General features: G+C 55.6%; 11 protein-coding genes. 2 read left to right on the forward strand and 9 right to left on the reverse strand.

Annotated features, from left to right (window positions below; genetic code table 11):
* Nucleotides 1–81: 81 nt before the first annotated feature.
* Nucleotides 82–987, forward strand: a complete 906-nt coding sequence (locus WFK59_RS16440) for a LysR family transcriptional regulator ArgP (RefSeq protein ID WP_009087111.1) — start codon at nucleotides 82–84, stop codon at nucleotides 985–987.
* Between the two features lie 33 nt (nucleotides 988–1,020).
* Here WFK59_RS16440 and WFK59_RS16445 read toward each other — a convergent pair whose 3' ends face one another.
* The 7 genes from WFK59_RS16445 to tkt form a co-directional block, all read right to left on the reverse strand.
* Entirely contained in the window at nucleotides 1,021–1,743 is a 723-nt protein-coding gene (locus WFK59_RS16445; protein WP_233987187.1) for an oxidative stress defense protein, read from the reverse strand.
* 144 nt (nucleotides 1,744–1,887) lie between these two features.
* Nucleotides 1,888–2,511 carry an arginine exporter ArgO gene (gene argO / locus WFK59_RS16450; protein ID WP_336756479.1) on the reverse strand — a complete coding sequence of 208 codons (624 nt, stop codon included), beginning with the start codon at nucleotides 2,509–2,511 and terminating at the stop codon, nucleotides 1,888–1,890.
* Between the two features lie 125 nt (nucleotides 2,512–2,636).
* A complete protein-coding gene (gene mscS, locus WFK59_RS16455) occupies nucleotides 2,637–3,530 on the reverse strand; it encodes a small-conductance mechanosensitive channel MscS (RefSeq protein ID WP_233987185.1) in 894 nt (297 codons plus the stop codon).
* Nucleotides 3,531–3,722: 192 nt separating this feature from the next.
* The gene (fbaA, locus tag WFK59_RS16460; protein ID WP_233987184.1) at nucleotides 3,723–4,802 is read right to left on the reverse strand and encodes a class II fructose-bisphosphate aldolase; all 1,080 of its coding nucleotides are present in this window, start codon (nucleotides 4,800–4,802) and stop codon (nucleotides 3,723–3,725) included.
* Between the two features lie 105 nt (nucleotides 4,803–4,907).
* Entirely contained in the window at nucleotides 4,908–6,071 is a 1,164-nt protein-coding gene (gene pgk / locus WFK59_RS16465) for a phosphoglycerate kinase (RefSeq protein WP_233987183.1), read from the reverse strand.
* Nucleotides 6,072–6,122: 51 nt separating this feature from the next.
* A complete protein-coding gene (gene epd / locus WFK59_RS16470) occupies nucleotides 6,123–7,142 on the reverse strand; it encodes an erythrose-4-phosphate dehydrogenase (RefSeq protein ID WP_094120683.1) in 1,020 nt (339 codons plus the stop codon).
* A gap of 309 nt (nucleotides 7,143–7,451) precedes the next feature.
* Nucleotides 7,452–9,446 carry a transketolase gene (gene tkt, locus WFK59_RS16475; protein WP_336756481.1) on the reverse strand — a complete coding sequence of 665 codons (1,995 nt, stop codon included), beginning with the start codon at nucleotides 9,444–9,446 and terminating at the stop codon, nucleotides 7,452–7,454.
* Between the two features lie 271 nt (nucleotides 9,447–9,717).
* Between tkt and WFK59_RS16480 the strand changes: the two genes are divergently transcribed.
* Nucleotides 9,718–10,473, forward strand: coding sequence for a M48 family metallopeptidase (locus WFK59_RS16480; protein WP_233987181.1), 756 nt, complete (start codon nucleotides 9,718–9,720; stop codon nucleotides 10,471–10,473).
* A 55-nt stretch (nucleotides 10,474–10,528) separates the two neighbouring features.
* On the opposite strand, the gene WFK59_RS16485 is transcribed toward WFK59_RS16480, so the two are convergent.
* Both WFK59_RS16485 and speB read right to left on the reverse strand, forming a co-directional pair.
* On the reverse strand, nucleotides 10,529–10,951 hold the full coding sequence (locus WFK59_RS16485; protein ID WP_409520459.1) for a YidB family protein: 423 nt from the start codon (nucleotides 10,949–10,951) through the stop codon (nucleotides 10,529–10,531).
* Between the two features lie 185 nt (nucleotides 10,952–11,136).
* The gene (gene speB, locus WFK59_RS16490) at nucleotides 11,137–12,057 is read right to left on the reverse strand and encodes an agmatinase (RefSeq protein ID WP_010248847.1); all 921 of its coding nucleotides are present in this window, start codon (nucleotides 12,055–12,057) and stop codon (nucleotides 11,137–11,139) included.
* Nucleotides 12,058–12,226 lie beyond the last annotated feature (169 nt).

Genomic DNA, 12,226 nt, shown 5'->3' on the forward strand with positions numbered 1-12,226 from the left:
CAGACCACAAAAACACGCGGTCACTTACCGGTGACACTTTTGTGGCATAGTAACGTCCACCCTGAAGGAGAGAGAATAACAATGAAACGCCCCGATTATCGTACGCTTCAGGCGCTGGATTCAGTGATTCGTGAACGCGGTTTTGAACGCGCCGCACAAAAATTATGCATCACGCAGTCGGCGGTTTCGCAGCGCATCAAGCAGCTGGAGAACCTGTTTGGTCAGCCGCTGCTGGTGCGTACCGTGCCGCCTCGCCCCACCGAGCAGGGTCAGAAGCTGCTGGCGCTGCTGCATCAGGTTGAGCTGCTGGAAGAGGAGTGGCTGGGCGATGAGAACAGCGGTACCACGCCGCTGCTGCTGTCACTGGCGGTCAACGCCGACAGTCTGGCGACCTGGCTGCTGCCCGCGCTGAAAGATGTGCTGGCCGACTCGCCGGTACGGCTCAATTTACAGGTAGAAGATGAAACCCGGACCCAGGAGCGTTTACGCCGCGGCGAAGTGGTGGGTGCAGTGAGTATTCAGCCGCAACCGCTGCCGAGTTGCCTGGTCGATCAGCTGGGTGCGCTCGACTATCTGTTTGTCGCCTCACGCGATTTTGCTGACCGCTTCTTCCCCAACGGCGTCACCCGTTCTGCCCTGCTGAAAGCGCCTGCCGTAGCCTTTGACCACCTGGATGATATGCACCAGGCGTTTCTGCAACAGAACTTCGATCTCTCGCCGGGCAGCGTGCCCTGCCACATCGTTAATTCATCGGAAGCCTTTGTGCAGATGGCTCGACAGGGTTCGACCTGCTGTATGATTCCGCATCTGCAGATTGAGCGTGAGCTGGCGAGCGGTGAGCTGATTGATTTGACGCCGGGCCTCTATCAGCGCCGGATGCTTTACTGGCATCGCTTTGCGCCGGAAAGCCGTCTGATGCGGCGGGTGACCGATGCGCTGATTGCGCATGGACATCGCGTGCTGCGTCAGGATGACGTTGCCGCGTAACCAGAGAAAACGGGGCTGAGGCCCCGTTTTGCATTATGGCGTATTCGGTTTGAGCTCAAACACCACATCGACCTGATCGTCAAAGTTGATGCTTTGCTGATCGTAGGTTTCCTGCGCCGAGGTATCGGCTGCCGCAGCGGCCTTATACATACGGTTCATCGGCATCGGCTGATAGTTAGCGACCTGATAGCGAATGCTGTAGATCGAGCCCAGCTGCGCATTAAAGCCGGCTGCCAGCTCTGACGCCTGCTGAGTGGCATTTTTGATTGCTGCTTTGCGGGCCTGTTGTTTATAACTTTCCGGGTTTGCCACGCCTAACTCAACGCTGCGTACTTCGTTCAGGCCGGATTTCAGCGCGCCATCCAGCAGATCGTTGAGTTTATCCAGCTGACGCAGGGTGACCTGCACCTGACGCACCGCACGATAACCTTTCAGTACCGATTTACCCTCTTTGGTGTAATCGTATTCCGGCTGAGTGCTCAGGTTGGCCGCATCAATATCTTTCTTCTCGATGCCATTCTTTTGCAGGAAATCGAAATATTGTGCCACCCGGCTATCGGCCTGCTTTTTCGCATCAGCAGCATCTTTTGACGATACGTTTACCACGATAGATAAGGTGGCGATATCCGGACGGGCATCAACCGTTGCCTTGCCAGAGGTCACGACATGCGGCCCATTCGGCAACTCATCAGCTTGTACGCTGGGCAGTGCCCCGGCGCTCATTATTGCGGCCAGAGCCAATGCTTTCAGTTTCATGAAAGTCCTCCTTGAAAAGGTCAATATGACGGCTTCCAACAGGCGAAGCCCAAAAGCGCATCGGTATGCGCCATGCTTTGAGTGGTCATTATGGCAAAAGTTCGGCCTCAGCGCGGCAATAACCGTTGCCTGTTCGCGCTGAGTTTAAAAACCGGCCATGCCCTGACGCGCCAGCTGCAGGGCGATAAACCACATCACCGCGCCCACCAGCAGGTTAATAATGCGCTGTGCTCTGGCGGTTCGCAGCCGTGGCGACAGCCAGGCGGCCAGCAGTGCCAGGCCAAAAAACCACAGCACCGAGGCGCTGATGGTGCCCAGCGCAAACCATTGTCGGGCGGTATTGGTCGGCAACTGGCCGCCCAGGCTGCCGAGCACTACAAAGGTATCAAGATAGACGTGCGGGTTAAGCCAGGTCACCGCCAGCAGCGTCGCGATAATGCGTCCCCTGCTCTGCTTCAGCGGCTGGCTGTCGTCTGAATCGACGCTGTGGCTGAAGGCGCTACGCAGCGCGCCCCAGCCATACCAGAGCAAAAAGGCTACGCCCGCCCAGGTGATTATCATCAGCAGCAGTGGCGACTGGCTCAGTAAGGCGCTGCCGCCAAAGATCCCGCCACTGATCAGCAGAATATCGCTCAGGGCGCACAGCGAGGCGGTCATCAGATGATACTGCCGTTTTACGCCCTGATTCATCACGAACGCATTCTGCGGACCCAGCGGCAGGATCAGCGCAGCGCCAAGAGCAAGCCCTTGAAAGTAGAGAGATAACATCAGATAACTTTCCGAATAACTGAAGATGGGAAGGAGTATAAAGAGGCGATGAGATTAGCGGAAATGGAAAAAATTAATCAGCGATTAGCAAAATGAATGGGCGGCGAACGCCGCCCACTGACGGGTTACTGCGGCTGCGTCGGGCTTTGCAGCTGCGGCACCGTGGCGTCGGGCGACCGGACGCGATGCAGATGCACGTCCATCTGCGGATAAGGAATACCGATGCCTTTGCCATCCAGCGCCCGCTTGAAGTTCTTCAGCAGGTCCCAGTAGACGTTCTGCAGGTCACCGCTGTTGCTCCAGCAGCGCACCACAAAGTTCATTGATGACGCGGCCAGCTCGTTCAGACCGACCTGTACACCCAGGTCCTGCAGGACGCGGCTGTCTGCATCGACCACTTCACGTAACAGGGTCAGCACCTCGTCCACATCAGCTTCATACGAGACGCCAATAATGAACTCATTACGTCGAACCGGTTCACGGGAAAAGTTAACGATATTGCCGGTAATAATCTTGCCGTTGGGTACCACAACACGTTTGCCGTCAGCGGACTTGAGTGTGGTTGAGAAGATCTGGACATTCATCACCGTTCCCATAATGCCGCCAAGATCGACAAATTCGCCAGCACGGAAATGGCGGAATATCACCAGCAGCACGCCCGCCGCCAGGTTAGAAAGAGAATCTTTTAACGCCAGGCCCACGGCCAGACCTGCCGCACCCAGAATGGCAATCACTGACGTTGTCTGTACGCCAATGCGTCCTAACGCCGCAATGAGTGTGAAGGCGATGATGCCGTAACGAACCAGCGCAGAAAGGAAGTCAGCCACCGTGGTATCGATGTGTCGCGCCTGCAACACCCGATTTGCCGTATTGGAGATAATGCGTGCAATCATCATCCCGACGATAATGATCGCAATGGCTGCGACGATATTGACCGCGTAGCTGATCAACAATTCCTGATTGCGAATTATCCAGTTGCCTGCATTGTTGAGTTCATCAATCATGCCCGTGTCTTGCATGTAACCACCCTGTAATAGTATCCCCAAGGGAAACGACAAAACATTGCCAGACTTTGTCTGACAATCCCTGACAAAAGGGTAAACAATAAATGGGCCAGTGCCAAACCTGGCGGCGGTTTGCTTCGCTTTTGCCAAAAAAAAGAGAAAAAAAAGGCCCTTTCGGGCCTTTTTTGTACGCTAACTCACCGGCTATTACAGCACGTCGACCGCGTTGAGCTCTTTAAACGCCTGCTCCAGACGGACCACCATAGAGGCCTGGGCTGAACGCAGCCAGACGCGTGGGTCATAGTATTTTTTGTTTGGCTTGTCAGCGCCTTCCGGGTTACCCAGCTGCGACTGCAGATAGCCTTCGTTCTTTTTGTAGTACTGCAGGATGCCGTCCCAGGTCGCCCATTGGGTATCGGTATCGATGTTCATCTTGATCACGCCGTAGCTGATAGACTCTTCGATTTCTGCAGCAGAAGAACCTGAACCACCGTGGAAAACGAAGTCCAGCGCGTTGTGCGGCAGACCGTGTTTTTCACACACATATTTCTGCGAATCGCGCAGAATGGTTGGGGTCAGTTTAACGTTACCTGGTTTGTAAACGCCGTGGACGTTACCGAATGACGCCGCAATGGTGAAGCGCGGGCTGATGGCATTCAGTTTTTCGTACGCGTAGTTCACATCTTCTGGCTGGGTGTAGAGAGCAGACGCGTCCATGTGGCTGTTGTCGACGCCATCTTCTTCACCACCGGTGCAGCCCAGTTCGATTTCCAGCGTCATGTCGATTTTCGCCATGCGCGCCAGGTACTTGCTGCTGATTTCGATGTTTTCTTCCAGTGACTCTTCAGACAGGTCAATCATGTGAGAAGAGAACAGTGGCTTACCGGTTTTCTTGAAATGCTCTTCGCCTGCGTCCAGCAGACCGTCGATCCACGGCAGCAGTTTCTTCGCGCAGTGGTCAGTGTGCAGGATAACCGGCACGCCATACTGCTCAGCCATCAGATGCACATGGTGTGCGCCAGCGATAGCACCGAAAATGGCAGCGCCCTGTGGTTTTTCAGTCTTGAAGCCTTTGCCGGCGATAAATGCGGCACCGCCGTTAGAGAACTGGATGATGATCGGCGCTTTAACTTTCGCCGCTGCTTCCAGTGCCGCATTGATAGAGTCGGAACCGACGCAGTTTACAGCTGGCAGTGCGAATTTGTTCTCTTTCGCAACTTTGAAGATCTTCTGTACGTCATCACCAGTGACAACGCCGGGTTTTACGAAATCAAAAATTTTAGACATGATTGTGTCCTGTTTCGTGACCGTTGATCCCCATTGGGGACCTCGATTTAAACGCCCTGACGGGCAAGACTTCAGGCGATGCCACCCGGCATCGCCCCCAAAGGATTACTGCTTCGCACGCTCTTCCAGCATGGCAACGGCTGGCAGTTTTTTGCCTTCCACGAACTCCAGGAATGCGCCGCCACCGGTCGAGATGTAGGAAATTTTATCTTCGATACCGAACAGATCGATGGCCGCTAAGGTGTCACCGCCGCCGGCAACAGAGAACGCTTCGCTGTCAGCAATGGCGTTTGCCACGATTTCGGTACCTTTACGGAAGTTCGGGAACTCAAAGACGCCAACCGGACCGTTCCACAGGATGGTTTTCGCATCCTTCAGAATGGCCGCCATCGCCTGAGCGGTTTCGTCACCGAAGTCCATAATCTCTTCGTTATCCGCTACTTCCGAAACCTTTTTCACGGTTGCCGGGGCAGTTTCAGAGAATTCCGTGCCAACGCGGGAATCGGTTGGAACCGGAATGCCATACTGGTCACGCAGGCCTTTCGCCGCTTCAACGAAGTCTGGCTCATACAGTGATTTGCCGACGTTGTTGTCGATCGCCACGAAGGTGTTGGCGATGCCGCCACCGACGATAACGGTGTCAGCAATTTTCACCAGCGACTGCAGTACGTCAAATTTGGTAGAGACTTTAGAACCGCCCACGACTGCGACCAGCGGACGCTCCGGGTTGCTCATCACTTTACCCAGCGCTTCCAGCTCTGCTGACAGCAGCGGACCGGCACAGGCGATAGGGGCAAATTTGCCGACGCCGTGGGTAGAAGCCTGCGCGCGGTGCGCGGTGCCGAATGCATCCATCACGAACACGTCGCACAGGGCAGCGTATTTTTTAGACAGCGCTTCGTCATCTTTCTTTTCGCCTTTGTTAAAGCGAACGTTTTCCAGCACCACCAGTTCGCCAGCGCCCACTTCAACGCCGTCGAGGTAATCTTTTGCCAGGGTCACATTGGTGCCGCTCAGCTTCTCTTTCAGGTAGTTAACTACCGGCAGCAGCGAGAACTCTTCGGTGTATTCACCTTCGGTCGGACGACCCAGGTGAGAGGTAACCATCACTTTCGCGCCCTGTTTCAACGCCGCTTCGATGGTAGGCAGTGAAGCACGGATACGTGCATCAGACGTCACTTTCCCTTCTTTCACTGGTACGTTGAGATCGGCGCGGATCAGAACGCGTTTGCCAGCAAGATCCAGATCGGTCATCTTAATTACAGACATGGTGAACCCTCTCGTTGATTCTCATAAGTTTTGCCGGGCGCAAACCGCGCCCTACCTGAAACCGCTTGCGGCCATCGCTAACGTCGTGTCGAGCATTCGGTTAGCAAAGCCCCATTCGTTGTCACACCAGACCAGCGTCTTGATCAGGTGTTGACCGCTGACCCGCGTCTGGGTGCCGTCCACAATGGCACTGTGCGGATCATGGTTAAAATCGACTGAGACTAACGGTAATTCTGTATAGTCAACTATACCACGAAATGCCCCTTCTGCCGCGCTTTGCAACAAGGCGTTAACTTCACACGCCTTCACTGGCTGACGTACAGAAACGCTGAGATCAATCGCCGTCACGTTAATCGTCGGCACGCGCACAGCAATCGCTTCAAAGCGATCGTTGAATTTCGGAAAAATACGGGTAATGCCGGCCGCCAGACGGGTATCCACCGGAATGATCGATTGGCTGGCCGCGCGGGTACGGCGCAGATCGCTGTGATAAGCGTCGATCACCTGCTGATCGTGCATCGCCGAGTGGATCGTAGTGACGGTGCCGGATTCAATGCCAAAGGCGTCATCCAGCAGTTTGATGACCGGAATAATGCAGTTGGTGGTACAGGAAGCGTTTGAAACGAGGCAATCGGTGGCTTTCAGCAACTGCTGGTTAACGCCATAGACGACGGTGGCGTCGAGATCGTTGCCACCAGGATGCGAGAACAGCACTTTCTTCGCGCCCGCCTGCAGATGCGCTTCGCCATCGGCGCGTGAGCCATAGACGCCCGTGCAATCCAGCACCACGTCGACATCGAGTTCGCGCCACGGCAGATCGGCAATCTCAGCCCGATGTAAAATGCGCAGCGTATCGCCCCCGACCCACATCACATCGCGCTCCTGACGTACGTCAAAGGCAAAACGGCCATGGCTGGTGTCATATTTCAGCAGATGCGCCATGCCGGTGGCTTCAGCCAGCTCATTAATGGCGACCACGCTGATCTCAGCCCGACGGCCGGTTTCATACAGCGCGCGCAATACGTTGCGTCCAATACGGCCAAACCCGTTTATTGCTACCCGTATGGTCATCTCTCTCCTGCCACGTCAGACGGAAAAAACGTGCCGTTAGCCTGAGCGCTTCGCTGTAGTTTGTACAGGAGAATCTTACCCGGCATTGTCTGAAACCGGGGTGATTTGCCCGGTAACTGAAACGGTTCAGCCACAATAATGGATGGAAGGAATAACAGGAATGATTGTGATCAATCGGACTGCTTATATTTGGATCTGCGTCACAAAACAGAGCAAAAGTGCATTATTACTACAGGAATAAAACAGCAAAAGGGACGCCTGACGCGTCCCTTTATTTAATCAGGCGGCTATCACCCCGCCTGACGGCGATTACGCCAGCAGCGCTTTCGCTTTGGCGACCACGTTGTCGACGGTGAAGCCGAACATTTCAAACAGCTGATCGGCCGGAGCAGATTCGCCGAAGCTGGTCATGCCGACGATAGCGCCGTTCAGACCGGTATATTTGAACCAGTAATCGGCGATACCCGCTTCGATAGCCACGCGTGCGCTAACGGCTTTCGGCAGAACGGATTCACGGTAAGCGTCACTCTGCTTGTCGAATGCATCAGTCGACGGCATAGAGACGACGCGAACTTTACGGCCTTCGCTGGTGAGTTTATCCCACGCGCCTACTGCCAGTTCAACTTCTGAACCGGTAGCGATCAGGATCACTTCAGGCGTACCGTCGCAATCTTTCAGCACGTAACCCCCGCGCGCCACGTCAGCCAGTTGCTCAGTGCTGCGTTCCTGCTGCGCCAGGTTCTGACGAGAGAAGATCAGCGCTGTCGGGCCATCTTTGCGCTCGATGGCATATTTCCACGCCACCGCCGATTCCACCTGGTCACACGGACGCCACAGGCTCATGTTCGGCGTGGTACGCAGGCTGGCCATCTGCTCGACCGGCTGATGCGTCGGGCCATCTTCACCCAGACCGATTGAGTCGTGGGTATAAACCATGATTTGACGGATCTTCATCAGTGCTGCCATACGCGCTGCGTTACGCGCATATTCAACAAACATCAGGAAGGTCGCGGTGTATGGCAGGAAACCACCGTGCAGTGCCAGACCGTTCGCAATCGCGGTCATACCAAATTCACGCACGCCGTAATGGATGTAGTTACCGGCGGCATCTTCATTGATTGGCTTAGAGCCAGACCAGATGGTCAGGTTGCTGGGAGCCAGATCGGCTGAGCCACCCAGATATTCCGGCAGAATTTTACCAAAGGCTTCGATGGCATTCTGTGACGCTTTACGGCTGGCGATTTTGGCCGGGTTAGCCTGCAGCTGCTCGATGAACTTCTGCGACTCCTGCTGCCAGTTAGCCGGCAGTTCGTTGCTGACGCGACGTTTGAACTCGGCTGCCAGCTCTGGATGCGCCTGCGCATAGGCTGCGAACTTCTTATCCCAGGCCGCTTCTTTCGCCTGGCCCGCTTCTTTCGCGTCCCACTCAGCGTAGATATCAGAAGGGATAACGAACGGTGCGTGTTCCCAGCCCAGCTGTTTGCGGGTCAGGGCCACTTCATCATCGCCCAGCGGTGCGCCGTGTGAATCATGGGTGCCCGCTTTGTTTGGTGAACCGAAACCGATAACGGTTTTGCACATCAGCAGCGACGGCTTATCGCTGACGCTTTTCGCTTCGTCGATCGCTTTGGCAATCGCATCAGCATCGTGACCATCAACGCCACGCACTACGTGCCAGCCGTAGGCTTCAAAGCGTTTTGCGGTGTCATCCGTAAACCAGCCATCAATGTGACCGTCGATGGAGATGCCGTTGTCATCATAAAACGCCACCAGTTTGCCCAGCTTGAGGGTACCGGCCAGCGAGCAGACTTCGTGTGAAATCCCTTCCATCATGCAACCGTCACCCATGAAGACATAGGTATTGTGGTCTACGATGTCATGGCCCGGACGGTTGAACTGCGCCGCCAGCGTACGCTCAGCAATGGCGAAACCGACCGCGTTCGCGATGCCCTGGCCCAGCGGGCCGGTGGTGGTTTCAACGCCTGCGGTGTAGCCATATTCCGGGTGACCTGGAGTTTTTGAGTGCAGCTGGCGGAAGTTTTCCAGTTCGCTCATCGGCAGATCGTAGCCGGTGAGGTGCAGCAGGCTGTAAATCAGCATTGAGCCGTGACCATTGGAGAGCACGAAGCGGTCGCGGTCAGCCCACAGCGGGTTAGTTGGGTTGTGATTCAGGTAGCCGCGCCACAGTACTTCAGCGATGTCCGCCATGCCCATCGGGGCACCCGGATGTCCCGATTTAGCTTTCTGTACTGCATCCATACTTAACGCGCGAATGGCGTTGGCAAGCTCTTTACGAGAGGGCATTTTCTACTCCAGGTCGGATTAATGCTTCGCGCCTTAACTTATTGTTATTAATCAGTTATCGGGCAAAACAAGGAAAAAGTTGCAGATCAATGTACATGAAAATCATGGCAAAAGTACATGCCGTAAAACGCTAAATGTGCCCGCTTCGTCTGGCTTTTCCGGCGATGTCTGCTAGCAAAGTGCCGGATGGCGCGCTATAACCGAATCGTTTAAACATCTGGCGGTGTTTCAGGTGTTTGTTTTTCTTACCTTGTTATGAATGGGATATGGAATGAAAATCCAACAAACTGTGTTAGCTCTTGGGCTGGCAACGCTGCTGAGCGGCTGTCAGGGTTTAGACAATAATGCGTTGATGCAGTCGGGCGCGCAGGCCTATCAGGCCTATACCCTGAGCGATGATCAGGTGAAGCAGCTCAGCGATCAATCCTGTGAGCAGATGGATAAAGAGAACCAGATTGCACCTGCCAGCAGCGAATACCAGCAGCGTCTGAACAAGATCGCCGCCGCGCTGGGCGACAACATCAATGGCGTACCGGCCAATTACAAGGTGTACCAGACCAAAGATGTCAACGCCTGGGCGATGGCAAACGGCTGTATCCGTGTCTACAGCGGCCTGATGGATATGATGACGGACAATGAAGTGGAAGGCGTGCTGGGCCATGAGATGGGCCACGTCGCGTTAGGTCATACGCGTAAAGCGATGCAGCTGGCTTATGCCACCACCGCCGCCCGGACCGCAGCGGCGTCAGTGGGCGGCGTGATTGGATCGCTGTCGCAGTCGCAGCTGGGGGAAATGGGCGAAAAACTGGTCAACGCCCAGTTCTCGCAAACCCAGGAGACGCAGGCGGATGATTACTCCTACGATCTGATGAAGAAGCGCAACATCGACCCAATGGGGCTGGCGACCAGTTTTGAGAAGCTGGCAAAATTAGAACAGGGACGTCAGAGTTCGATGTTCGATTCGCATCCGGCTTCTGAGGCGCGCGCCCAGCATATCCGTGAGCGTATTGCGGCAGACGGCAAGTAAATCCGCCTCTGAGCGCGCATGCATCTGGCGTGCGCGCTCAGCCATACGACGTTCGCTAGCGCTTAAATATCTGATCCACCATCGAGCCTAAATCCAGCTTATTGTCATGCAGCGCCTGTTCATCCATTTGGCCCTGCGGCGACATTTTATCGATCAGCTGCGGCAACAGCGCCGCCAGCGTACCCGACGCCCCTTTCACATCGGTGCCGAGTTTGTCCGCCAGTGACTGCAGTTCATCCTGGCCAAAGGCAGACTGAATCTCACTGTGGCCTACCGGATGGTTATCGCCGGTGCCGATCCACGAACTGAAGATCTCGCCTAATCCGCCCTGCTGGAATTTATGCAGCAGCACCTCAATACCGCCCTGCTCCTGCACCCAGTGCCAGACTGCCTGCAACTGCCCCGGCGGATGCCCTTCACTCTGGTGGCCATCCAGCGCACCAGCCAGTTCATCAAGAAAGCCCATGATTATCTCCACTACGCCATTTTTACGCTGTAAGTTTAGTTGCAGATAGGGGTTCGCGCCTGACGGTTGCCCGTCGGGGCCAGAAGGGAATCAATCGGATCACGACAAAGAGAGGAACATCACTGCAGCGGCGTCTGCCCAACGGACAGGACGCCGTGTTCAGCACCTGCCGGATCAGCGCCGGCAGGCATCAGGCATCAGCCTTTGTTTACCGCCTGCACATGCAGCATATCCAGCGCCAGCGTCGCGGCGGCCAGCGCAGTCAGATCGGCGTGGTCGTAGCCTGGCGCCACTTCCACCAGATCCATACCGACGATATTCATGCCCTGCAGACCGCGAATCAGCTTGGTGGCTTTATCGGTGGTCAGTCCGCCAATCACCGGCGTGCCGGTACCCGGCGCATGAGCCGGATCGAGACAGTCGATATCAAAGGTCAGATAGACTGGCAGATCGCCGACGGTGCGTTTCACTTCGGCCAGGATGTCATCAACGCTGCGGTCGTTAACCTGCGCCGCATCCAGCACGTTGAAGCCCAGGCTCTTATCAAACTCGGTACGGATACCGATCTGGACCGAGTGTTGTGGATCGATCAGGCCTTCTTTCGGCGCGGTGAAGAACATGGTGCCGTGGTCGAAGGTCGGGCCGTTAGAGTAGGTATCGGTATGGGCATCGAAATGGACCAGCGCCATCTTACCGAAGTGCTTCGCATGCGCGCGCAGCAGCGGCAGCGTCACGTAGTGATCGCCACCAAAGGTCATCATGCGTTTGCCGTTCGCCAGCAGTTTTTCAGCATGGGCCTGCAGTTTGTCAGAGAGATCCTGCGAGTCGCCAAAGGCATAGACCAGATCGCCGCAGTCCACCACGTTCAGACGCTGACGCAGATCAAAATCCCACGGCCAGCGGCAGCCTTCCCACGCCAGGTTAGTTGAGATCTGGCGGATAGCGCCTGGGCCCAGACGGCTGCCCGGACGGCCCGAGGTAGCGGCGTCAAACGGCACACCGGTAATTACCCATTCAGCGTCGCTGTCGTAGGGCTGGAAGTTGAGCGGGAAGCGCATGAAACCAAAGGCGTTTGACACCAGGGAGTTGTCGTACTGGTTGCCGAGGGTATTGTACATAGTTCGTCCTCTCTGTGGGCATCCGTCGGGCCAGGCCCGCGAGCCATTGAGCGATAGATGAAAAAAATCCCCTCCGCGTCGTTAGGCCCGACGAGGAAGGGATGGTATGCGTCAGATTATCGACATTTCACCGGCAACTGCAATATCCGTTGCCCGGCAATCTGAACCG

Source organism: Pantoea sp. USHLN298 (assembly GCF_037149395.1).
In the GTDB taxonomy this organism is placed as follows: Bacteria; Pseudomonadota; Gammaproteobacteria; order Enterobacterales; family Enterobacteriaceae; genus Pantoea; species Pantoea astica.

Excerpts from the sequence above, each read along its gene's own strand:
- WFK59_RS16440 (WP_009087111.1), top strand. The coding sequence starts at position 82 with ATGAAACGCCCCGATTATCGTACGCTTCAGGCGCTGGATTCAGTGATT.
- WFK59_RS16445 (WP_233987187.1), bottom strand. The coding sequence starts at position 1,743 with ATGAAACTGAAAGCATTGGCTCTGGCCGCAATAATGAGCGCCGGGGCA.
- argO (WP_336756479.1), bottom strand. The coding sequence starts at position 2,511 with ATGTTATCTCTCTACTTTCAAGGGCTTGCTCTTGGCGCTGCGCTGATC.
- mscS (WP_233987185.1), bottom strand. The coding sequence starts at position 3,530 with ATGCAAGACACGGGCATGATTGATGAACTCAACAATGCAGGCAACTGG.
- fbaA (WP_233987184.1), bottom strand. The coding sequence starts at position 4,802 with ATGTCTAAAATTTTTGATTTCGTAAAACCCGGCGTTGTCACTGGTGAT.
- pgk (WP_233987183.1), bottom strand. The coding sequence starts at position 6,071 with ATGTCTGTAATTAAGATGACCGATCTGGATCTTGCTGGCAAACGCGTT.
- epd (WP_094120683.1), bottom strand. The coding sequence starts at position 7,142 with ATGACCATACGGGTAGCAATAAACGGGTTTGGCCGTATTGGACGCAAC.
- tkt (WP_336756481.1), bottom strand. The coding sequence starts at position 9,446 with ATGCCCTCTCGTAAAGAGCTTGCCAACGCCATTCGCGCGTTAAGTATG.
- WFK59_RS16480 (WP_233987181.1), top strand. The coding sequence starts at position 9,718 with ATGAAAATCCAACAAACTGTGTTAGCTCTTGGGCTGGCAACGCTGCTG.
- speB (WP_010248847.1), bottom strand. The coding sequence starts at position 12,057 with ATGTACAATACCCTCGGCAACCAGTACGACAACTCCCTGGTGTCAAAC.